Source organism: Arsenicibacter sp. R0_47 (assembly GCF_057652235.1).
Map to the genome: position 1 here is coordinate 129,216 of NZ_JBYFCJ010000015.1, position 23,415 is coordinate 152,630.

14 protein-coding genes are annotated in these 23,415 nt (G+C 55.4%); all 14 read left to right on the top strand.

Annotated elements, in window-relative coordinates; genetic code table 11:
- Window positions 1-45 precede the first annotated feature (45 nt).
- The 14 genes from AC23NW_RS22030 to AC23NW_RS22095 all read left to right on the top strand — a co-directional run bounded on the left by AC23NW_RS22030 (window position 46) and on the right by AC23NW_RS22095 (window position 23,337).
- Window positions 46-3,645, top strand: coding sequence for a PVC-type heme-binding CxxCH protein (locus AC23NW_RS22030; RefSeq protein ID WP_487452117.1), 3,600 nt, complete (start codon window positions 46-48; stop codon window positions 3,643-3,645).
- Between the two features lie 10 nt (window positions 3,646-3,655).
- Complete coding sequence (locus tag AC23NW_RS22035; RefSeq protein WP_487452069.1) at window positions 3,656-4,432, top strand: ThuA domain-containing protein; 777 nt, start codon at window positions 3,656-3,658, stop codon at window positions 4,430-4,432.
- 75 nt (window positions 4,433-4,507) lie between these two features.
- Complete coding sequence (locus AC23NW_RS22040) at window positions 4,508-5,632, top strand: Gfo/Idh/MocA family protein (protein WP_293841748.1); 1,125 nt, start codon at window positions 4,508-4,510, stop codon at window positions 5,630-5,632.
- A 73-nt stretch (window positions 5,633-5,705) separates the two neighbouring features.
- Window positions 5,706-6,560, top strand: coding sequence for a sugar phosphate isomerase/epimerase family protein (locus tag AC23NW_RS22045; protein WP_487452070.1), 855 nt, complete (start codon window positions 5,706-5,708; stop codon window positions 6,558-6,560).
- Between the two features lie 150 nt (window positions 6,561-6,710).
- A complete protein-coding gene (locus AC23NW_RS22050; RefSeq protein WP_487452072.1) occupies window positions 6,711-7,385 on the top strand; it encodes a response regulator in 675 nt (224 codons plus the stop codon).
- Window positions 7,382-8,746, top strand: coding sequence for a sensor histidine kinase (locus tag AC23NW_RS22055; RefSeq protein ID WP_487452073.1), 1,365 nt, complete (start codon window positions 7,382-7,384; stop codon window positions 8,744-8,746). Before AC23NW_RS22050 ends, AC23NW_RS22055 begins: the two co-directional genes overlap by 4 nt.
- A 190-nt stretch (window positions 8,747-8,936) precedes the next feature.
- Window positions 8,937-10,247: a TolC family protein gene (locus AC23NW_RS22060; RefSeq protein WP_487452075.1), complete on the top strand. Its 1,311-nt coding sequence runs from the start codon at window positions 8,937-8,939 to the stop codon at window positions 10,245-10,247.
- Entirely contained in the window at window positions 10,244-11,248 is a 1,005-nt protein-coding gene (locus tag AC23NW_RS22065; protein ID WP_487452076.1) for an efflux RND transporter periplasmic adaptor subunit, read from the top strand. Before AC23NW_RS22060 ends, AC23NW_RS22065 begins: the two co-directional genes overlap by 4 nt.
- Before the next feature lie 11 nt (window positions 11,249-11,259).
- Complete coding sequence (locus AC23NW_RS22070) at window positions 11,260-14,382, top strand: efflux RND transporter permease subunit (RefSeq protein WP_487452078.1); 3,123 nt, start codon at window positions 11,260-11,262, stop codon at window positions 14,380-14,382.
- Between the two features lie 377 nt (window positions 14,383-14,759).
- Window positions 14,760-15,407 (top strand): response regulator transcription factor, encoded by a 648-nt coding sequence (locus AC23NW_RS22075; RefSeq protein WP_293841907.1) that lies wholly within the window; start codon window positions 14,760-14,762, stop codon window positions 15,405-15,407.
- Between the two features lie 48 nt (window positions 15,408-15,455).
- Window positions 15,456-17,210, top strand: coding sequence for a tetratricopeptide repeat-containing sensor histidine kinase (locus tag AC23NW_RS22080; protein WP_487452081.1), 1,755 nt, complete (start codon window positions 15,456-15,458; stop codon window positions 17,208-17,210).
- A 100-nt stretch (window positions 17,211-17,310) separates the two neighbouring features.
- Window positions 17,311-20,541, top strand: a complete 3,231-nt coding sequence (locus AC23NW_RS22085) for a SusC/RagA family TonB-linked outer membrane protein (RefSeq protein ID WP_487452083.1) — start codon at window positions 17,311-17,313, stop codon at window positions 20,539-20,541.
- Window positions 20,542-20,646: 105 nt separating this feature from the next.
- Window positions 20,647-22,218 (top strand): RagB/SusD family nutrient uptake outer membrane protein, encoded by a 1,572-nt coding sequence (locus tag AC23NW_RS22090; RefSeq protein ID WP_487452085.1) that lies wholly within the window; start codon window positions 20,647-20,649, stop codon window positions 22,216-22,218.
- Between the two features lie 27 nt (window positions 22,219-22,245).
- Window positions 22,246-23,337, top strand: a complete 1,092-nt coding sequence (locus AC23NW_RS22095) for an IPT/TIG domain-containing protein (RefSeq protein ID WP_487452087.1) — start codon at window positions 22,246-22,248, stop codon at window positions 23,335-23,337.
- Window positions 23,338-23,415 lie beyond the last annotated feature (78 nt).

Genomic DNA, 23,415 nt, shown 5'->3' on the forward strand with positions numbered 1-23,415 from the left:
TCCGATAGTTTCCTATCTCCTCTCATTTAATATCACTTCTTTATGATGCGTTTTACGCTTTCATGGCTACTGCTTTGCCTTTTTTTAGCGGGATGTAGCCGAAACAGCCGGGACAGGCAGACAACTACCGGCGCCTCAGCGGCCGGCAAATCCGCAACCGGCGCACCGGTTGCGCGGCGGGGTGAAGTGCTGTTTATCGGGAATACCGGCAAGCACCATGATTCGGGTAAATACGCCCCCTGGCTGGCCATCTCACTCTTTAAACAGGGAATCAACGTGACGTACACGGTTGACCTGAACGACCTGAATCCGGAAAACCTGAGCCGCTATGACGGCATTATCATCTACGCCAACCACGAAAACCTGGCTCCGGCGCAGGAGGCGGCACTCAAGGCCTTCGTGGAGAGCGGGAAAGGGTTGATTCCCCTCCACTCGGCATCGGGTTGTTTTAAAAACTCGGCGTGGTACATAAAGACCATTGGCGGGCAGTTTAAATCGCACGGCACCGGCGCCATAACGGCGAAAATCGTGAATAAGAAACACCCCGCCATGCAGGGCCTGCCGGAGTTTACAACCACCTGGGACGAAACCTACGTGCACCAGAACCTGAACCCGGACATGACGGTGCTGATGACCCGGAAAGAGGGGGATCGCGAGGAACCGTATACCTGGGTCAGAAATGAAGGCAAAGGCCGGGTGTTTTATACGGCTTACGGCCATAATGACAGCACCTGGGTAAATCCCGGCTTTCAGAAGCTGGTGAGCAACGGCGTCCGGTGGGCACTGGGGCAAACGGTGCAGCAGCAGATTGCCGGTCTGGCCATTCCGAATGTGGATATTTATGAATCATCGGGCATTACCATTACCGACTACACAAAGCGGCATATGGTTCCCAAAATGCAGGAAGCCCTGAAACCCGACGAGTCGAAGAAGCTGATGCAGGTGCCGGTGGGCTTTGACATTCAGCTCTTTGCGGCCGAGCCGGATATTACGAATCCGATTGCCATGGCGTGGGACGAACGCGGCCGGCTCTGGATTGTCGAATCGGTCGATTACCCGAATACGTTCCTCGAAACCGACGGCGCGGCCAATGACCGGATCAAGATCTGCGAAGATACCAACGGCGACGGCAAGGCGGATAAATTTACCGTTTTCGCGGATAAGCTGAATATCCCGACCAGTATCGTATTTGCCAACGGCGGGGTAGTGGTGGCGATGGCCCCGCACCTGGTTTTCCTGAAAGACACCAACGGCGACGATAAGGCCGATGTCCGCGAGAATATCATGACGGGCTGGGAGAAAAATGATACCCACTTCGGGCCGTCGAACCTGCAATACGGGTTCAACAACAAGATATGGGGCGTGGTCGGTTCGGGGTATATCGGTACGACCAAAGACGGGAAATCCATGAATTTCAGAACGGGGGTGTATAACCTGAATCCCGACGGAACCGAGGTGGATTTTCTGGCCAATACCAGCAACAATACCTGGGGACTGGGGCTGACGGAAGACAACAATGTGTTCATTTCGACGGCCAACAACACCCACAGCGCCTTTTATTCGATGCCGGCCCGGTTTATGCAGCGGAACTTAGCCGGCTCAACGGTACAGGCAGTGCAGAAAATCGACGGTCATTATGATTCCCATACCATGACTCCGAACCTACGGCAGGTGGATGTGGTCGGGGGCTTTACGTCGGCAGCCGGGCACCATTTCTACACGGCCCGAAGTTTCCCGAAATCGTACTGGAACCGCGTCGCGTTTGTCTGCGAACCGACGGTCCGGCTGGTACACAATGCGATTATTGAACCTCAGGGCGCCGGTTTTGCCGAAAAAGACGGCTGGAACTTCCTCGCCAGTACCGACGAATGGGTTGGTCCGGTACACGCCGAGGTCGGTCCGGATGGCGCACTGTGGGTCGCCGACTGGTATAACTTTATCATTCAGCACAACGTATTCGTTGAACGGCAGGCCCCGTCAGAAATGGTGCTGCCGTTTAAAGACCAGCCGCGCGGACAGGGAAATGCCTTTATCAGCCCGCTCCGGGACGTGAATTTTGGCCGGGTTTACCGGATTGTCTACAAAAAAGCGAAGCCATACCAACCGGTGGCGCTGGCGAAAAACGATCCGAAAGGACTGGTAGCCGCCCTCGAAAACGATAACATGTTCTGGCGCATGACAGCCCAGCGCATGCTGGTTGAGTCGAAAGACCAGTCTGTTTTGCCGGAGCTGTACCGCATTATCGGTAAAACGACCGTTGATGAAATCGGGCTGAACAGTGCGGCCGTACACGCGATCTGGACCCTTCACGGGTTGGGCGCCTTGTCGGGCGCGAACACAGAGGCCATCCGCATAGTGACGAATGCCCTGACGCATCCTGCGGCCGGGGTCCGGAAAGCGGCAGCCGAAACCTTACCGAAAACATCGCAGTCGCTCGAACAGCTTCAGAAAACGGGCATGTTGAACGACCCGAATATGAACGTGCGGATGGCGGCGGTGCTGGCAACGGTGATGATGCCGCCGTCGGCCGAAACCGGCGCGGCCTTATACCGCGCATCGCTGAAACCGGATAACGAAACGGATGAATGGATGGCACGGGCGCTGTTTGCCGCGGCATCGACGCACCGGGATGGCTTTCTGGCCGAGGCAGCCAAAAATCCGCCGCCGGCTTCGGCTACCGAAACGAGTCTGGTACGGCGGCTGCTGACGGGCATCGACAAGGAAATATACGCCTTACAGCGCCGCGCAACGATCACGATGCCGCCCGACGTGACGGGTAAGGAGATTATCATCAAAGGCAACGTCACCCGTGGCAACCGCAAACTCGAAGGCTTTATTGTCGGTCAGGGTGGCAAGGAAGGAGGCTATGGCGTTTATGTCCAGAACGATCAGCTGACGATGGTCGTCAAACAGCAGGGCAAGATTTATTCGGCATCCACGAAAGAAGCCCTGCCCGAACGCTTTGATTTTGAGACGCAGCTGGCCGATAACGGTGCCATCAACATCCTGATCAACGGAAAGGTAGCGGCAACCGGTAAGGCCCCGTCGCTCTTTACCCAACCATTGTCGGAGGTAATCCGGGTGCAGCGGGACTTTGCCAATGAAAACTCAATCGGCGCCTATACCGGTGCCTACGATACCAGCTTTGATTTCGCGGGTAATGTGCAGAACGCGACACTCGAAGTAAGAAAACCTGCCCGGAAAGAGCCTGTTGCGGCACCGGCGGCAGTAGTTTCGGATAAGGCAACGGTTATTACCATTAAGGTGATTGAAGAGCAGATGAAGTATGATACAAAGCTGATTACGGTGAAGGCCGGTCAGAACGTGATCCTGACGCTCGACAATCCGGATATTATGCAGCATAACCTTGTGATCTGTAAACCCGGCACCACCGAAAAGGTCGGTAAGGCGGCGGATGCCCTGGCCCGTGATCCGAAAGGACTCGAGAAAAGCTACGTACCGCAGACACCGGATGTATTGGCATATACCAAACTGGTCAATCCCGGCGAGTCGTATACCATTGAATTTGTGGCACCGGCCAAACCGGGAGACTATCCGTTTATCTGCACGTTTCCGGGTCACTGGAGCATCATGCAGGGCGTAATGCGGGTCGAAAAGGCAACAGCAACGACAACATCCCGATAATCGAAAAAATATGAAACACGTACATGTAATCCGGAAAGCGGTACAGTCCGCCGCCTGTCAGCTCATCGTGGGGGGGCTGCTGTCAGGTATGGCCCTCATGATGACGCAGTGTAAGCCGGGGCAGACCACGGCCGCAAAGAGCGGCAAACCAATCCGGGTGCTCATCGTCGGCGGCGGCAGCTCACACAACTTCGGCATGTGGTACCGCAACGCCGACGGGCAAACGCTGGGCAAAGACGGGTTTGCCACGGTTAATTACGTGGGTGACCCGGACTCCATGCTGGCCTTTCTGCCCAAAGCCGATGTGTTGTATCTGAGCAACAACCGGCCCATTACCAATCCGGCCGTGCGTCAGGCAATCTTTCAGTTTGCCGATGCCGGAAAAGGGCTGCTGATCGCGCATGCGGCGATGTGGTATAACTGGAAAGACTGGCCGGAATACAACCAGCAGCTGGTCAGCGGCGGCTCAAGGGGGCACGATAAATACGGCACCTTCGATGTGACAGTGACGGTTCCTGACCATCCGGTGACGAAAGGCGTGGATCAGAAATTTACTCTCAAGGACGAACGCTATTATTACATCCCCGACGCATCCGGCCCGGGCATTGATGTGCTGGCCAGTTCGAGTGTGGCCGGCTCCGACAAAATCTTCCCGTCGGTCTTTGTGGTGAAGCACCCCAAAGCGCGGATTGTCGGTCTGGCGCTGGGCCACGATGCCGAATCGCATAATCTGCCGGTTTACCATAACCTGTTACGGAACTCGGTGAAATGGCTTGCCCGCCGGTAGCCGGGCCGCTTCCGCAACTGCGGATTAGTCCTGCATGTAGTTTACAACCCAATCATTATCAAACCTGTATTTAGTATGAGTGAGCAGAAAATTACCGTCGTTATTGTGGGCATGGGCTTTGGCAAAGAGTTTATCCCGATTTATCAAAGTCACCCGAATATCAAAGCCGTGGGTATCTGCACCCGGAACCGGAAAACTCTGGACGAGCTGGCGGCAAAATATAACCTCGACCCGAATCTGTGTTTTGAACACTTTGAGGATATTCCCGGCCGGGAGGATGTCGATGCGATTCACATCGTAACGCCGGTACCCGAACATGCCAAAATGACCCTGGCGTCGCTGAATGCCAATAAGCACACGGCCTGCACGATCCCGATGGCGATGACAGTGGAGGATTGTAAGGCGATTGTTGAGGCCAAACGGCGGGCCGGAAAAGTATACATGATGATGGAAACCGCGCTGTATACCCGCGAGTTTCTGTACGGGCTGGCCCTCGCCGAAAGCGGTGAATTAGGCCGCATTCAGTTCGTGCGTGGTTCCCATATTCAGGACATGAGCATGGATGGCTGGGCCGAATACTGGAAAGGCTACCCGCCGATGCTGAACGGCACACACGCGATCTCGCCGTTGCTGCGGATTAATAACACGAAGGCCGAAACGGTGGTATGCCACGGTTCCGGGCGCCTGAGTGAGGACCTGGCCAGCCGCTACGGCTCCCCTTTTGCGGTTGAAACGGCAACATTTACCCTGAAAAACTCCGATGTTATTGCCGAGGCCACGCGGTCGCTGTTCGATGTGGTACGGCAGTACCGCGAAAGCTACGATGTGTACGGTACAAAGATGTCGTTTGAGTGGGAGCAGCTCCAGGATGAGGAGCACGTGGTATTCGACGGGGGCGAAAACGCCCGCCGCGTTAACGTGCCGGACACCGACGAGCTGCTGATTGAACCGATCAAACACTTTACAAAACGGGAAAAAATCGACGACCCGAACCACGTATCGTTCCTGCAGGGGGCCGGGCACGGGGGCTCACACCCGCACCTTGTCCAGGAGTTTGTGGCGGCCATTATCGAAGGGCGCGACTCGGCCGTAGATGCCGAACTGGCGGCAAATTACACCTGTGCCGGTATCTGCGCCCATGAGTCGGCCATGAACGGTGGTGTCCGGGTGACCATCCCTGATTTTTCCGAAAACGCTTAATTAACCCTAACCCTGTTTAACCGGCTTCTCCGCTGCTGATTCCGGTCAGCAGCGGGAGGCTGACCTTACGCCAATGATTAGATTCGGGGTGAGTACCTTTGTGTGGGTGTCGCCGTTTTCGACCGGCGACTTCGGGTTGCTGCATAAAGTCGCGGCGATGGGCTATGACCTGATTGAGGTTGCTGTAGAAGATAAGTCGCTTATTGACTGGATCTTGCTGAAAAAGATGGCCCGGGAGGCGGGCCTCGCGGTAACGATCAGTGGTGCATTTGGCGCTGACCGCGATCTGGCCAGTGATAATCCGGACATCCGCAAAAACGGGCTGGCATATATCCTGGACTGTATCCGGCTGGCCAACGAGATGGAAAGTCCCGTTTTTACCGGTCCGGTCTATTCGGCCGTCGGGAAAACACGGCTTGTTCCGGAAGCGCAGAAGCAGCAGGAACGGAGCTGGTGCATCGAAAACCTGCACCTCGTCGGGGCGGCCGCGCAGGCGGCCGGTGTGGTGATCGGGGTAGAACCCCTGAACCGGTTTGAGACCGACATGATCAATACGGTTGATCAGGCGTTGTCGCTGGTGGACGAAGTTGGTCATCCGGCCATTCAGATTTCGCTGGATACGTTTCATAATAACATCGAAGAAAAGAACATTGCTGCTTCCATCCGGAAGATCGGCAGGGAGCGTTTGTGCCATGTTCAGGCCAATGAAAGCGACCGGGGTACGCCCGGAACGGGAAATGTCGACTGGAGCGGCATCCGTGACGCGCTGACGGACATCGGATACGAGGGAGCCATGGTCATCGAAACCTTCGGCGCGCCCTCTGCCGAACTAGCCCGTGCTGCCTCAATCTGGCGGCCGCTGGCCAACAGCCCGGACGAGCTGGCCAGTGAAGGGCTGGCGTTTTACCGGTCGTTTTTCGGATCCTGAACAGGGATTACGGCGCAACCCGACCCCTTGACCGGCCGCTTCGGCACCGGCAAGGGGTTTTTCGTTGCTGCACCGGCGGGCTTTCCGAAATTAGCACCGGCCGTTGTACCTTTGCTGCCGGGTACTGAATGCGGATACGTTTACTGAACTATGCAGGTATTGATTGTTGAAGACGATGAGCGGGTAGCCGATCTGATCCGGCGGGGGCTGGAAGAAGAAGGGTTTCAGGTGGAGCTGGCCCCGGACGGGCTGACGGGCCACCGGATGGCGCATGCCAAAACCTACGACCTGCTGATTCTGGACATTATCCTGCCCCGCCTCAACGGCCTTGACCTCTGTCAGCAGATCCGCAAGAGTCAGCCCGAAGTGCCGATTATGATGCTGACGGCCCTCGGTACGACCGACGATAAAGTTGAAGGCTTCGATGCCGGGGCCGATGATTACCTGGTGAAACCGTTTGATTTCCGGGAGCTTTTCGTCCGCATCCGGTCCCTGCTGAAACGTCAGGCCAAACGCCCGCAGGAGGCATTGCTGAGCCTGGCCGACCTGCAGCTTGATCAGCGGACCCGCACGGTCTGGCGGGCAGGGCAGGAAATTGAGCTTACCCCCAAAGAGTTTAACCTGCTGGAATACATGCTGCTGAATCAGGGGCGGGTGCTGCCACGCACCGAAATTGCCGAACGGGTCTGGGACATGAGCTTTGATACGGGCACCAACTTTATCGACGTCTACATCAATTACCTCCGTAAAAAAATTGACCGGGATTTCACGCCTAAGCTGATTCATACCAAGTCCGGCATTGGCTTTATTCTGAAAGAAGGATGAAAATTCGTAACCGGCTGACCATCCTCTTTACGGCCATTATCACGGCGATTCTCCTGTTTTTTGCCGTTACGGTGTATCTGGCCTATGCCGATTTCCGCGACGATCAGTATGTGAAACGCATTGAGCAACAGGCTTATACCAAGGTCCGGCTGTTGTTGCAGGGGCAGATTTCACCGTCGGTGCTGAAGGTCATCTACGAAAACCAGCCCAATACGCTTTTTCAGGAAGAAATGGCGGTTTACGATGATCAGTTTAAGCTGATATACCACGATGATATCAGCGAGGATTTTGTGAAGGAAACCTCAGCAATGCTGCAGCAGATCTGCCGGACCGGTAACGTACAGTTCAAGCAGGAGGACCGGCAGGTAGTCGGGTTTCTGTATCAGCACGGCGAACGCACGTATCTGGTAACGGCGGCGGCTTATGACGAATACGGGCTGTCGAAACTGGCTAACTTGCGGAACACAATCATCCTGACGTTTATCATCAGTATTCTGGTGGTAGTCGTTGCCGGACGTTTTTTCGCGAGTCAGGCGCTGGCCCCGATGGCCGATGTGGTGCGGCAGGTCGGGCAGATCACGGCCACCAGCCTGCACAACCGCGTACCCGAAGGCAACGGCAGGGACGAAATCGCCGAGCTGGCCATTACCTTCAATCAGATGCTCGACCGGCTCGAAAAGTCGTTTGAGGCGCAGCAGCACTTTGTGTCCAATGTGGCGCACGAAACCGGAACCCCGCTGGCCGGTATCATCGCCGAACTGGACCTGGCGCAGCGGCGGCCACGGCAAACGGAAGATTATCAGCAGATTATCCAGCGTGTGCTGGCCGATGCCCGCCGCCTCGGCCGCCTGACCGATGGCCTGCTGAACCTGGCCAAAGCCAGCTATGACCCTTCGGTCATTACCATGAAACCGCTCCGGATTGACGAAATCCTGCTGGATGCCAGTCATCAGGTAATCCGGAAAGACAGTGCCTGCCGCGTCGATATGGCTTTCGACCCACTGGCCGATACCGACGAGCCAATCATCGTCCGGGGCAATGAATACCTGCTTCGGGTGGCGTTTGCCAACATCATGGAAAACAGCTGCAAGTTTTCGGCCGACCACCACTGTCTGGTCACCATCCGGCAGGAAGATCAGGGGTGTGCCATTTATTTCAGGGACGAAGGCGTTGGGATTCAGCCCGATGACCTGCCTCATCTGTTTACTCCGTTCTACCGGGGCAGCCAAGCCAAACAGGCAGAAGGGCACGGAATCGGCTTATCGCTCACGTACCGGATCGTTACCCTGCATCATGGCCGGATTAATGTTCAGTCGGTGCCGGGAGCAGGTACTACATTTTGTATACACTTGCCGCTATAATAGTTCTTCTAACAGAATTCTAATAAAACCTTAAGAGCTTCCTAACAGTGCCCGGGCGGCTACACCCGTACTTTTGCGCTCGCCGACCGTAGCTGCATCTTCCTGTTTTGTACATCTTTCAAGTACCTGTCAGCGTATAGTCAGCAGACAGGTTGGCATCTTATCTTCACATATAAACAGCAGATGCCATATGATGAACTGTAAGGCCGGGATGCGTAACGGTGCTCCCCGAAGGCGCGGAGTACGTATGTGGGTGGCCGTCGTCGCCGGCATATGGGCGGGCTTGCCGGCTGAAGCCCAGCGTGTCCGGCCGCTGACCCTCAGCGACGTTATCCGGCAGGTACAGGAAAAAAGCCCCGAACTGCGGGCCGGAAAACTTAATCAGGAACTGGCGAAGGCGGATGTCGTTACGGCCGGGCTGCGCCCGAATCCATCGCTCAACAACCAGTCGCTGCAACTCATGCAGCCGTCTCATTTTCCGGAACGAACCGGCGCTCTGAATAACCGTAACCGGCAGGTATGGTGGCAGTTAACGACGCCGGTGAATGTGGCGGGACAACGGCAGAAAAGCGTAGCACTGGCCGAAGAAACCGTAGAGCTTCAGCGCCGGATGCTGGCCGAAACCGAACGGAATCTGCTGCGCGCGGCGGCTCAGACGTGGCTTGATGCCTGGAGCGCCAGGCAGACCGTATTGTACACCGAACGGCTGCAGCAGAACCTTGATACACTGGTTCAGATCAGCGATGTCCGGCTGAAAAATCAGGTCATTACCCAGTCCGACCGTTCCAGAACCCAGTTGCTGGCCGACCAGTACCGGTTACGCGGCCGCACCGCCCGGCAGGAATACCAGAACCAGCTGACCCGCCTGCACTACCTGCTGCAAACAACGGATAGTCTGGAAATCGACCGGACCGACAGTCTTTTTTTCCGGACCGATCCCCGGGTGTCGGAGCAACTGCTCGCCGAGCGTGTGCAGGGCCGTTCCGATGTGCAGGTAGCTGAGCAGGCCATTACGGTTTCCCAGCGGAATGCCGACCTTCAACATGCCTTACGGGTACCGCGCCCCGAACTGGGGGCCATCTACAACCCGCAGAACGGAGTTCCGTATGTGGGTTTTTATGGTACCATGGCGCTGCCGTTTTTCAACAAAAATCAGGGCGAAATTCAGAAGGCACGGGTGGCCGAAGACCAGTCCCGGCAGATCGCTGACTATACCCGGCGGCAGGCCCTGACCGAAATACAGGTCGCACTCCGGAGCTACGCCACGCAGCGGGATAACCTTACCCGCTATGCCGTTATCCGGCAGCAGGCGACACAGGTACTGGCCAGTGTCCGCTACGCCTACTTCCGGGGCGGCACAGCCATCGTCGATTTTCTGGAAGCGCAGCGGGCCATGCTGTCCATCGAAGAAGAATACCTGGCCACCGAAGTGGCTTACCGACAAGCGTACATTGACTTACTATTTGCTACGGGACAGATTCAGCGCATCGCCAACCCATGAAACGATTTATAGTGTGTATCAGCCTGTTTGCTGCCGGTTGTCAGCATCAGGAACAACCGGTGAAAACCACCGCCAATCAGGTCGTGCGGCCGACGGTAGAGCAGGGGGGGGAGCAGATTCTATATCCTGCCAACGCGCCGCAGCTGTCGTACTACCAGAGTGAAATAATCGGCCGGAAGGCTATTTCGACGAACTATCAGGCCCCGGCCCACGTGGTGGCGTCGGTGGTTTCGTCGCCGGGAGCATCGCGGGCTTTGGTTCTGTTCGATAACCCGGACCTTACCGCCGATTACAGTCAGTTGCAGCAGCACTTGGCTAATATCCGGCAGATTCAGGGCGTAAACATCAAACAGAAGGAAACCGAACTGGCCCGCGCGCAGGATCTGGCGCAGCACGGGGCGGCAACCGGCCGCGACGTGCTTGAAGCGCAGACCGAGCTGTCGATGGCGAAAACGGACCTTGCGAACGAACGCTCGCTGCTGGCCGAACACGAAACACAGCTTCAGGTTGCCGGTTTTAATCCGGGTAGTTTGCAGAATGCGCGGCCCGGTCAGGTGTGGCTCGTTTGCGATGTGCCGGAAAGTCAGGTCAATAAAATGAAGGTGGGCAGCCAGTGTACGATCCAGTTTACGGCATACCCCGATGAAATCATCACCGGCCAGATTGAATCGTTCGGCGATGTGGTGGATAACGTTACCCGTACCATCAAGCTCCGTATCCGGCTGAACAACAGCCAGGGACGCTACCGGCCGGGGATGTTTGCCAACGTTACGTTCGGCATGTCGGAAGGCGAAACGCTGACGATCCCGCAAACGTCACTCATCACCGTACAGGGCAAAGACTATGTGTTTCTGACGGATGGCAACCGCTTCAGCCGCCGTCCGGTGCTGATCGGCCCGCAGACCGGCGAACGGATTGTGGTGTATAGCGGCATCCGTCCCGGCGACCGTGTCGTCACGAAAGGTGCCATTCAGTTAAAAGGTCTCAGTTTTGGTTATTAAGCCGGTCCGGTATGATTCAATCCATAATTTCATGGGCGCTTGATAACCGCATTGCGGTCGTTATCACGGCGTTTCTCCTGATGGTAGCCGGGCTGGTGAGCTTTACCTACCTCAAAATCGAAGCGTATCCCGACATCGCCGATACCAACGTCATCGTCATTGCGCAGTACGAAGGGCGCGCGGCCGAAGAGGTCGAACAACAGGTAACGATTCCCCTCGAACGGGCGCTGAACAATACCCCGAAAGTAATTGCCCGCCGCTCCAGGACCATTTTCGGACTGGCCGTAGTGCAGCTGAATTTTGAAGACGGTACCGACGATTATTTCGCCCGTCAGCAGGTCATGGAACGGTTGTCGGCCGCTGAATTGCCGGATGGCGTTACTCCTGAACTCGGGCCGCTGACTACCGCCGTGGGGGAAATTTACCGCTATGTGGTAGAGGCACCGGAAACGTTCACCCCCATGGACCTGCGCGACCTGCAGGACTGGGTAATCCGGCCCGCCATCACGCAGGTGCCCGGCGTGGCCGATGTCGTGACGTTTGGCGGACCGGTAAAACAATTTCACGTACTGACCGCCCCCGAGCGGCTCCGGAAATATAACCTCACCCTCGAACAGGTGATTCAGGCGGTGCAGGTCAATAACCAGAATACCGGCGGGAACGTCGTCGAACGGGGCGATCAGGGCTTTGCGGTTCGCGGGTTAGGGGCCATTCAGAATGCCACCGATATCGGAAACATTGTGCTGACGAATATCAACGGCGTACCGGTCTATGTCCGCGATGTGGCCAGTGTGGAACAGGCTCCGCCGCAGCCGCAGGGTATTCTGGGGTACACCATTCCGGCACAGGGCATCGATGTGAACTCCGGTGTGGAGGGTATTGTGTCGCTGCGTCGCGGTCAGAACCCGACCGAGGTGCTGAAAGCCGTGAAGCAGCGCATGAACGACCTGGAAGAAAATGACCTGCCGAAGGGCGTTCATATCAAAGTGATCTACGACCGGTCGTCGCTGGTAAATTATACGCTCGACACGGTGTCGCACACCTTACTGGAAGGACTTTCGGTGGTAATCATCATTCTGATCCTGTTTCTGGGAGATGTGCGGTCGGCACTCGTAGTGGCCGTTACGATTCCGTTTGCGCTGCTGTTTGCCTTCATGCTGATGAAGCTGACGGGCATTCCGGCCAACCTGCTGTCGCTCGGAGCCATTGACTTCGGAATCATCGTTGACGGGGCCTGCGTGATGGCGGCGCACCTGATGCATGCCTACCGCGAAAATGCCGCGCACCAGCGATCCGAAAGTATCGTCAGCCTCACCGGCCGAGCCGCCAAAGAGGTGAGCCGCGAAATCTTTTTCGCGGTTATGATCATTATTCTGGCCTATGGTCCGATCCTGACCATGCAGCGGGTAGAAGGTAAACTGTTTTCGCCGATGGCGCTGACGCTGGCCTTTGCGGTCATTGGCTCGATGTTGTTTGCCCTGACGCTGATTCCGGTTCTGATGAGTCTGGTATTCCGGCGGTTTGTGGAACATCCGAAGCCGAAAAAGCACGGTAAAACGGTCTTCAGCCGGTTAGAGGGGGCCTATGAACGATTGCTGCTCCGGACCTTCCGGCAACCGCGCATCGTGGTGCTGATTGGTATGGCCGCTGTCTTGTTCGTACTGACCTTTGCGGTGAAAATCGGTACCGAGTTCCTGCCGACACTCGATGAGGGGTCCATCTTTATGCGGTCCTTCCTGCCGTCGGGTACCAATATCCGGACCAACCAGACCATTGCGCCGGTGATCCGCCGGACAGCCACGCACCACCCGCAGATTGAAAGCATCATCACCCAGTCGGGCCGCAATGACGACGGTACGGACCCGTTCCCGAGCAACCGGACCGAGATTCTGATGGTGCTGAAGCCTTACGATGGCTGGGTACATGATACCACCAAACAAACCTTACTGCTGACCATCAAGCGTGAGCTGGAACAGCAATTGCCGGGCATCAGCCTGTCGTTCGGGCAGCCGATTATTGACCAGGTGACTGAAATCGTAACCGGCTCGGCTTCCGATCTGGCCATCAACATCACCGGCAACGACCTGACCGTGCTGCGGAAACATGCCGACGATATTCTGAAGATGGTCCGCAGTGTCGACGGGGCGTCGGAATCGGGGATTGAGCAGGAGGGCCCGCAGGCGCAGATCAGTATCCAGATTAACCGCCAGCAGGCTGCCCGCTACGGCATCAACGTGGCAGCGATACAGACCATGATTGAAGCCGCTATCGGCGGAAAAACCATCAGTACGCTCTACGATGGCCCGAAACGCTACGATATCGTGGTCCGGTTTTTCCCCGAAAACCGGAATAACCTCGACGTAATCAAAACCCTTCAGGTACCGGCTCCGAACGGGGCCCTGATTCCGATGAGTCAGCTGGCCAGTGTCGGACTGGTCGACGGACAAACCAATATTTACCGTCTCGACGGCAAACGGCTGGTCACGGTCCGGACCAATATCCGGGGTCGGGATCAGGGCAGTTTTGTGCAGGAGGTGCGCCGGAAGGTATCAAAAGCCATTAAACTACCCCACAGCTATGCCATCAGTTACGGCGGTCAGTTCGAAAACCTCGAACGGGCGGGTAAGCAGCTGGGCGTGGCCATTCCGCTGACGTTTTTCATTGTGTTAGGGGTGCTGTTCCTGCTGTTCCGGCAGATGGGTTCGGCGCTGATGGCGGTAGCCTGCGTCCTGTTCGGCGGTGCGGGTGGCATCAGTGCGCTGCTGCTGCGCGGCTATAACTTCAACGTGTCGGCGGGAGTAGGTTTTGTGTCGCTGTTCGGGCTTTCGGTGATGGCGGGGGTACTATTGTTATCGGCCATACAGCGCGAACGGGAGCTTGCCCGTGACGAGCCGCTGGCGCTGACGGTGGCAAAGGCCGCGGCTTCGCAGCTGCGCCCGATCCTGATGATGCTGATTGTCGCCATTATTGGTCTCGTGCCCGCCGCCATTTCGTCAGGTATTGGCTCCGACGTGCAGCGCCCGCTGGCCACGGTGATCATCGGCGGGCTGCTGTCTACCCTGATTTTTACCCCGATTCTGCTGCCTCCGCTGTATTTCTGGGTGGAACGGAAAAAGAAGCGGGCGGTTGTGTGATTGCGTGAATTTGGGCGACCACGGCGCGAATTATTGGGCGACCCCATGGGGTCGCCCCTACATATCATCCGTACGGGCGACCCCATGTGGTCGCCCTTTTTTATTTATCTGGGTCGCCCTTTCTATTTATCTGGGTTGTCCTTTTTATTTCATCGGTGGTCGTCTTTTGTATTGCATCGGTGGCCGTCCTTTTTTTATTATTCCTGCCTCCGGATAGTGAGCCGCAAGATGTTGCGGCTCTACGTTTGTATACTAAACGCAGCAATTAGACCATATATAGGGTAAACCCTAAATTTGCAGGCCGTGGGGTTTTCACTATTCCCCGACCGATGTAAATAGTCCTAATTTTGCTACACAATATTCAATTTAAGTGCTGTATGATTCGGGTGTTAATTGCGGATGATCACAACGTGTTTGTGGAGGGAATCGAATCACTGATATCAGGGTCAGCAGAGATTGTGGTAACCGAACGTTGCCACACGGTACAGTCGGTAACGGAGCGGTTGGCACAGACCGGTATTGATGTGGTGTTGCTGGATATTTCGTTTCCACAGATCGAAGACGGCCTCGGACTGTGCGAGTTTATCACCCGTACCTATCCGTCAACAAAGGTTATTGCGCTGACAATGCACGATGATGCGAGTCTGATCAAGCGGGTGGTGAAAAAAGGGGCTAAGGGCTATTTACTCAAGAATACCACCAAAACGGAGCTGTTACAGGCGATTCAGACGGTGTACGGTGAGAAGCAGTATTTCAATGAGACCATCATGCAGATTCTGCTGGACGACACGCCGAAAAACCGGAGAGCCTCCCACGGGCTGGGGGCCAAACCCAACCTGACGCCCCGCGAGTCGGAGGTGCTGAACCTGATCTCGCAGGGACTGACCACACAGCAAATGGCTAACCAGTTGTTTGTCAGTGTGAAAGCGGTTGAGTTTCACCGGAGCAGCTTACTGATGAAATTCGGTGTTCCCAATACGGCCTTACTGATTAAAACCGCCATGGAACTGCATTGTATTGATTAAGCATGCTTTAACGATACCTACGTGAACTTGACAACAGGGTTTAGGGCAATGACAGGGAGACCGGTAACGGTTATCGGGATATTGCTGTGCCTGTTGACGGGTAACACGGGGTGGGGGTATGCCAAAACGGAGCCGGTAGATAGTCTGAAAGAGCAGATTGCAACGCTGGTAAAAGCAAGAAAGTACCGGCTGGCAGCGGATACGTATCAGGAACTGGGCTGGATTTACAACAAACGGTTCGGGTGGTATAACAAGTATTCTATCGAAGCCTTTCTGAACGGGATGCGGTATTACGGTCTGGTCGGGGATTCGGTCGGGTATTACAACGCACAGATTGCCATCGGCGATTACTATTCGCAGGATACGTTCATGAAAAACGCGGCGGTTAAATACACGAAGAATGCCATGCGGTATTTTTCACGTGCCGGCAACATGCACAAAGTGATCGAGTGCCGGATCAGTCTGGCCAACATCCTGCAAAACTCAAACGCGGTTAACGCAGCCCTGATTACAGATCTGCGTCGTACGGTGCAGTTGAGTAAGGAGCATAAGGAGGCCTATTTTGACGCCTATTCGCAAAACCTGCTGGCGAGTTCGTATTCCCGGCTGCAACGGCCCGACTCGGCGCAGTTCTACGCGGCCAGTAGCCTGGTCATGGCGAAAGAGCAGAAAATCAACTGGCTGATCAGCCTGAATTACTTTTATCTGGGGCTGGTCGAGCAGTTCCGCGGGCAGCAGCCGGCCGCACTGGATTACTTTCAGCGCAGTTTCAAGCTGTCGGTGGTGGATAAAAATATCGGGATTCTGCGGGAGCTGTCCCGCCATATGGCAACCAGTTATGCCCTGCTGGGCGACCACAAAAAGGCGTATGACTGGTCGCTGAGAGCCTTGACATACTCAAATGAGTTTTACACCTCAGAGCAGACAAAAGGCATTCAGGTACAGGAACTTGATAACCAGATTAAATCGCTGGAAGTCGAAAAAAAGCTGATTCAGGAGCAAAACCGCACGCAGAGTGTCGTGAATTATATGTTGGTAGCGGGGTTGGTAGTATGTGTGCTGGGCGTGGTGGCACTGGTCTTTCTGCGTCGTCAGCAAAAGCTGATTGCCAGTCAGCAGGCGGTGATTGCGGATCAGCAAATCCGGAAACTGGAACTGAAATCGCTGCGGGCCATGATCGACGGGCAGGAGAGCGAACGCAGCCGGATCGCCCGTGACCTGCACGATGGGCTGGGGATTCAGCTTTCGCGGATCAAGCTCTTTGTGGAGGCCCATCAGGAGCAGCTGCCGCTCTCGGTCAAAGAGCCACTGAACCAGTTTCTCGACGAAGCCTGTACCGAAACACGGGTGATTTCAAACGACTTACGGCCTTATGCGCTGTCAACATTCGGGCTGGTGCCGGCACTCGAAGATCTGGTACAAAAGCTCAATCTGGTGAATCAGACGCGGCTGGAGCTGGAACATTACGGTGAACTGCCCGCGCTGAACGACGAAGCATCCGTGATGCTCTACCGCGTCATTCAGGAATTATTGAACAACGGCCTGAAACACGCCCGTGCCGAGACCATTACGGTTCAGCTTATGGCAAACGATGAAGCGGTGCTGGTCAGCGTTGATGACAACGGTATCGGCGGGAATTTTGCCGATAGTCCGCCCACGGGCACCGGCAGCGGTATTGCCAATGTGAATTCACGGATTTCGTACCTCGGCGGGCAGGTTATGTGGCACAGCGAGGCCGGAAAAGGCACTTCGGTTATGATTTCACTACCCCTGAACCGGCTCATTAAGCAATCAATCATATAGTCTGTATATAAACCAAAAACGGAAAGCAGGGAGCGTACACCAACGAATCTCTACCATGTCTATTTTCTAAGATTACAAACCACCCTTTTTCTTTTGTTATATGATAAAACATATGCTTTCAGGGGTTTTCGTCGTGGGTATCTGTATGGGTACGCATGCACAGGACCGCACCATGGCCAGAAAAGCGGTCGATCGAAACCGGCCTCTTCTGGCGACAATCAAGGAAGCCGGGGCAGCAACGGGTGCTGCGTCGGATGTCAAAGCCGTCGTGAAAGGGGTCGTATCCGACGATAAAGGAAACAAACTGCCCGGCGCTACGGTCTCGGTAAAAGGCACATCCGTAGGGACAACCTCGGATGCCGAAGGCCGTTTCTCGATCAACATGCCGGCGGGGTCGCGGGTGCTGGTCGTTTCGTTTATCGGGATGAAAACGCAGGAAATCGAAGTCGGTTCCCGTACTAATGTCGATGTGGTAATGGTTATGGATGACCAGTCGCTGGATGAAGTCGTGGTCCGGATCGGCTATGGTACGACCAAGCGCTCTGACGTAACCTCATCCATCACCAGCATCAAGGCTACCGACCTAAAAGACATGCCGGCGGCCGGGGTAGATCAGTTGCTGCAAGGCAAAGCAGCCGGGGTAACCGTCACCAGCAACGGCGGACAGCCGGGCGGCGGGGTCTCGGTGAAAGTACGCGGGGTAACCTCAATCAACAGCAATGATCCGCTGTTTGTGATCGACGGTGTACCGTTTGTGGGTGGTAACACGTCATCCAGCAGCGGCTATGCCGGTCTGGGCGGCGGCGACGGTCAGACCGGGAACAGCGTCATGGCCATGCTGAACCCGAATGATATCGAGTCGATTGACGTGCTGAAAGACGCTTCGGCACAGGCGATTTATGGCTCACAGGCGGCCAATGGCGTCATCCTGATCACGACCAAAAAAGGCAAGGCCGGCGAAGGAAAAATCAATTACGAGATGTATACCGGTGTGTCGGAAGTGGCCCGCCGCCTCGACCTGATGAACCTGCGCGAGTTTGCGCAGTACCAGAACGAGGTCCTGCCGATTATCGGCAATCCGGTTGCCGACGAATTTAAAAAGCCTGAATTACTGGGCGAAGGTACCGACTGGCAGGAAGCCATGTTCCGCCGCGGAAAAGTACAGAATCACCAGCTGAGCTTCTCGGGTGGCCGCGATAAAACAACGTATTACCTGTCACTCAACTACTTCGACAACACGGGTATCCTGCTAGGGTCTGACTTTAAGCGGTATGCTACCCGTTTCAGCCTCGACAACCAGCTCAAAAGCTGGGCCAAAGTAGGGGTAAGTGCCAACGTGTCGCGGAGTGTTCAGAACGTGTCACTGGCCGATGCGGCGGAGGGAACCATCTGGTGGGGGGCCATTACCAGCCCGCTGATTCCGGTGAAAAACCTGGACGGCAGCTGGGGTGGCGGGCAGACGGTCGGCGGGGTGCAGTACAGCAATGCCAACCTCGTCGGAAACAGTCAGTACCGTGGCAACACCAAAACGACGAACAATATTTTCGGCAGCCTCTATGCCGAAATCCAGTTTACCAAAGACCTGACACTGCGCAACGAAATTTCGTACTCGCTCGGGCAGGACAACAATGTGGCGTTTCAGAAAGCCGGAAACGTGGGGGGAACATCCTTCCGCAGCAAACTGATTGATTCACGCTCCGACAGCTACTATTATTCGATCACCAACTACCTGAATTATAACAAGTACTGGAAGAAACACGGGGTGCAGGCCACGTTAGGCCATCAGGCACAGGCCTCCTACTACCAGGGCATTTCGGGTACAAAGGTTGATTTGCAGGCCAACATTTTTGACCTGAACACGGGTAGCTCCGACCAGACAACCTGGGGCCTGAGCGGCGGGAAAGGACAGTGGGCGATGGAGTCGTATTTTGCCCGCGCCAACTATACCTACGATGAGCGGTACTCGCTGTCGGCCAGCTTCCGGGCGGATGGTTCGTCGAACTTCGGCCCGAACAACCGCTGGGGGTACTTCCCGGGTGTGTCGGCCGGCTGGACCGTTACGAACGAGAAATTTGCCAAAGGTGCTATTTCCAATGTGCTGAGCCACATGAAGGTACGTGTCGGCTACGGGGCTGTGGGTAACCAGAACTTCCCGGGCGGCGCACCAAACCCGGCCTACGTGGGTGCCGTGCAGTTCTTCTCGGGGCCGGTTGGTTTCGGTTCTTCGAACATGATCAACGGTATTCCAAACCCGAACCTGAAATGGGAATCCGTTAAAACAACGAACGCCGGTATTGACCTGGGCTTCCTGGGCGGCCGCATCGACGCTACCATCGATGTCTACAAAAAAGTAACGTCCGACATGATCATCTTCCTGACCGGTCCGAACCTGATCGGTGTCGGCGATCAGTGGGATGACCTGAAAGCACCGCTGGGTAATGCCGGTCAGATGACCAATACGGGTATCGACCTGAGCCTGTCGACGGTGAACATCAAAAAAGGTGATTTTACATGGAAGACCAACGGCGTGCTGACGCAGTTTACCAACAAATACGAAAAGGCAGCAAGCGCGGCCTCGGCACTCGACGGGAAGGTTTACTACAACAACTACCTCGTGACACACACCACGCCGGGCCGTCCGGTCGGGTCGTTCTGGGGGCTGGTGACGGATGGATTGTTCCGGACCCAGGAAGAGTTGGCCAAAGCACCGTCGCAGTTTGGCTATAAGGTAAATCAGAATGAGACCTGGCTGGGTGACATCCGGTATAAAGACATCAACGGAGACGGTAAGGTCGATGCCAATGACCTGACATTTATCGGTAGTCCGTTGCCGAAATTTACCTGGGGTCTGACGAACTCGCTGACCTACCGCGACATTGACTTCTCGATCTTCCTGCAAGGCAGTCACGGCGCGAAGGCGTTTAACTTCCTGCGCTGGCAGCTCGAAGGCCTGAACAATGCCTGGTCGAACCAGATGCGGACGGTAATGGACCGGTATACCGACACCAACCCGGACGGGACACTGCCACGGTTTACGGTGACGAACAAAAACAACACGGCGATGTCCGACCGCTACGTGGAGGATGCTTCGTACTGGCGCATTCAGAACATTACGCTGGGCTACCGCGTGCCGCGCACGATCCTGAACCGGGTGAAGATGTCGAACCTGCGGATTTACGGCAGCATTCAGAACCTGAAAACGTTCACGCACTATTCGGGGTATGACCCTGAAATCGGGGCGTTCAACAACAGCATCAAGCTGATGAACGTCGACACCGGTCACTATCCAAACCCACGGACCTTTACCCTTGGCGCGAACGTGCAATTCTAAACCTGTTGAGTGATTGTGCGATTTAGCGAATGAGCGAAACGCTGAAGAAGCAGCAAGGCAAGGTCACTAAATCACGCAACCACTCAATCACTCAATTAAACAGACATGAAACGGAATTTCATATATGCTGCGATGATGACACCGGTGCTGATGCTGTCGTCGTGTAAGGAAAGTTTTATTGACCGCCCGTCGCTGTCGGGCACGACAACCGGTAACTATTATAACAATGCCGATGAGGTTCGGGGGGCTACCAGTACGCTTTACAGCGGTCTGCCGTGGCGGAACTTCGAAAGCCGGGCACAGGACGCTATCGGCGATGTGATGTCGGGTAATATGTTTACCTATACCGATGTCGAGTACCTGAACTTCACCGTGTCGTCGGCGTCGGAGCGGATCGGCGCGGCATGGGGTGCGTTTTACAAAATCATCGGGTATGCCAACGTGATGATCAAGACCTTCGAGGAGAAAAAAGCGGCCGGCGGCGGCGCGAGTTACCTCGATCCTGCGATTGCCGAGTGTCATTTTGTGCGCGGGATGGTGTATTTCTACATCGCACGGACCTGGGGGGCTGCTCCGATCATTACCGATCCGGGCGCTACGGCGCTGTCGGGGAACTTCAACATTCCGCGGTATCTGCAAAAAGACGTGCTGCGGTTTGCGCTCGAAGAACTGAAGCTGGCGGAGGCCGGTCTGCCGGAGTCGGATGTGCCGGGCCGGTTGACCAAATACGCCGCCAAGGGCATGATGGCCAAACTGTATCTGTATCAGAAAGACTACACCAACGCGAAAGCCAAAGCACAGGAAGTAATCAGTTCGGGCAAGTACATGCTCGTGGATGATTACTACGGCATGTTCACCAAAATGAGTATGAACAACAATGCCGAAACCCTGTTCTCGATCCAGCACCAGCTGGCGCAGGACCCGTGGGGAACCGGCAACATCAAAAATCCGGACCGTGGCGCCAGTAACCTGCGTACTGCCGAAGCCGATGCCTGGGAGATGTATGTGCCGTCGCTTGATTTGCTGAAGGAGTACGAATTCGGTGACCTGCGCCGCCGCTGGTCGGTGATGGAACATGGCTGGACCAACGCCAGCTGGAAGCCACAGCGGGTAAATGCCCCGAAATACAACGAGTTCATGGCCGGCGGGTTCAAATACGATACGTTGCAGTCGGCCGATGCGGGCGGGAACCTTGGGCCAACACGGTCGAATATTGCCAAATACTTTGCCGGTCCGGGCAAGAGTTTCGGCGGTGAATCGGTGCTGGGGCAGAACTCGGGCAACAACGTCGTTCTGCTGCGCTATGCCGACATTCTCCTGATTTATGCCGAGGCTGTTTTGGGGACGAATGCGTCCACGAACGATGCCAGCGCGCTGGATGCCGTTAACAAGGTACGGAAGCGGGCCGGTCTAGGTCCTAAAACATCGGTAACGCTGGACGAAATCCTGCACGAACGGCGTGTGGAGTTTGCCTTTGAGGGGGATTACTGGTACGATATTCAGCGTCAGGGTTTTACGAAGGCTAAGGCGATGATTGCAAAACAGAACCGTGGCTCAGTGAACGCCCCGAACTACATCACCACCTTCACCGAAGACAAGATGTATCTGCCGATTCCGGCCGGTGAGATTGTGCAGGACCCTGAACTGTCAAAAGAACCCGTGCCGTATTACAACTAAAATACTGATCCTTAACTACGTATGCAGATGACTTTCAAACGATTCAAACATATAGCAGCCCTGTCGGTGCTGACCTTGTCGGCAGGGTTGATAGTGACTTCCTGCGTGAAGGACACCGACGGCCGGCCACAAATCAGTCCGGGCAGTATGTCGCTGAACGCCATTGCCCCCGATTCGGCGGCAGGCGGAACCGTGGTAACCCTGACGGGAAGCGGCTTAGGCGATATCCGGTCAGTTGTATTCGAAAAGCAGAATATTCCAGCCGGTTTCCAGCCCACGCTGAACACGGATAACGCCCTGATTTTCCGGATTCCGACGGATGCGATTGGCGGCCGCCAGAAAATTACGTTTACCAACAGTGCCGGTACATCGGCGTCGGTGACGTTTAAGGTCCTGGCCTATCCAACCATTGCCAGCGTGTCGAATTACAACTTCACCAAAGGCACTCAGATCACGCTAACGGGTAATAACCTGGACGATGTATCGGCAGTGGCCATTGCCGATTCGGTAAAAGGTATTTCGGATGCCGCGACAATTGTATCGAAAAGTAAAACCCAGCTGGTGGTGCAGATGCCGGCTACCACGCTGAACCGTGGTACACTGAGTATCACCAACGGTACCGGCCGCATCCGGACGCGGCAGGAGTTTGTGTACATGGACAAAGCATACCAGATTTTTACGGACGCGTACGGAGCCGGTTATCAGGATGGCTCATGGGGCGATGCCGGTGCCGTGTCAACAAAAGAGTTTAAGACCGGTACTGCATCCGTCGGCAAAACCTACCAGAAGGGCAACTGGCACCTGATTGGTTTCTCAAACTGGTCAGCGCCGATCAGCTATTCTTCCGATTATACCTACATCACCGGCTGGATTAAAGGTGCCTCTGCTGATTACTCACTGTATATCACGACAGACGCAGGCAAGGGCGGCTTCGGCGATTACATTGCCACCAACAAGATCGATGTAAAAGCCGGTGTCTGGAATTACTTTAAAATCAAAATTTCAGATATGGACCTGTGGGTGCCGGGTAAAAAGCTGACGCAGCTTGGTTTCCGGATTCAGGGGCCTGACAAACAGGATGAGACGTTCTATTTTGACGACATCATGCTGGTAAAATAACCGCCCGTCAGACAGTTATTAATTATTGATCAAACAGGCCAGGCACGTTGTCTGGCTTGTTTTTTTGCCACAAAAGCA

Bases quoted from the DNA above. Each gene is read 5' to 3' on its own strand.
- AC23NW_RS22035 (WP_487452069.1), top strand. From the start codon at position 3,656: ATGAAACACGTACATGTAATCCGGAAAGCGGTACAGTCCGCCGCCTGT.
- AC23NW_RS22030 (WP_487452117.1), top strand. From the start codon at position 46: ATGCGTTTTACGCTTTCATGGCTACTGCTTTGCCTTTTTTTAGCGGGA.
- AC23NW_RS22045 (WP_487452070.1), top strand. From the start codon at position 5,706: ATGATTAGATTCGGGGTGAGTACCTTTGTGTGGGTGTCGCCGTTTTCG.
- AC23NW_RS22050 (WP_487452072.1), top strand. From the start codon at position 6,711: ATGCAGGTATTGATTGTTGAAGACGATGAGCGGGTAGCCGATCTGATC.
- AC23NW_RS22095 (WP_487452087.1), top strand. From the start codon at position 22,246: ATGACTTTCAAACGATTCAAACATATAGCAGCCCTGTCGGTGCTGACC.
- AC23NW_RS22065 (WP_487452076.1), top strand. From the start codon at position 10,244: ATGAAACGATTTATAGTGTGTATCAGCCTGTTTGCTGCCGGTTGTCAG.
- AC23NW_RS22055 (WP_487452073.1), top strand. From the start codon at position 7,382: ATGAAAATTCGTAACCGGCTGACCATCCTCTTTACGGCCATTATCACG.
- AC23NW_RS22090 (WP_487452085.1), top strand. From the start codon at position 20,647: ATGAAACGGAATTTCATATATGCTGCGATGATGACACCGGTGCTGATG.
- AC23NW_RS22070 (WP_487452078.1), top strand. From the start codon at position 11,260: ATGATTCAATCCATAATTTCATGGGCGCTTGATAACCGCATTGCGGTC.
- AC23NW_RS22085 (WP_487452083.1), top strand. From the start codon at position 17,311: ATGATAAAACATATGCTTTCAGGGGTTTTCGTCGTGGGTATCTGTATG.
- AC23NW_RS22075 (WP_293841907.1), top strand. From the start codon at position 14,760: ATGATTCGGGTGTTAATTGCGGATGATCACAACGTGTTTGTGGAGGGA.
- AC23NW_RS22080 (WP_487452081.1), top strand. From the start codon at position 15,456: ATGACAGGGAGACCGGTAACGGTTATCGGGATATTGCTGTGCCTGTTG.
- AC23NW_RS22040 (WP_293841748.1), top strand. From the start codon at position 4,508: ATGAGTGAGCAGAAAATTACCGTCGTTATTGTGGGCATGGGCTTTGGC.
- AC23NW_RS22060 (WP_487452075.1), top strand. From the start codon at position 8,937: ATGATGAACTGTAAGGCCGGGATGCGTAACGGTGCTCCCCGAAGGCGC.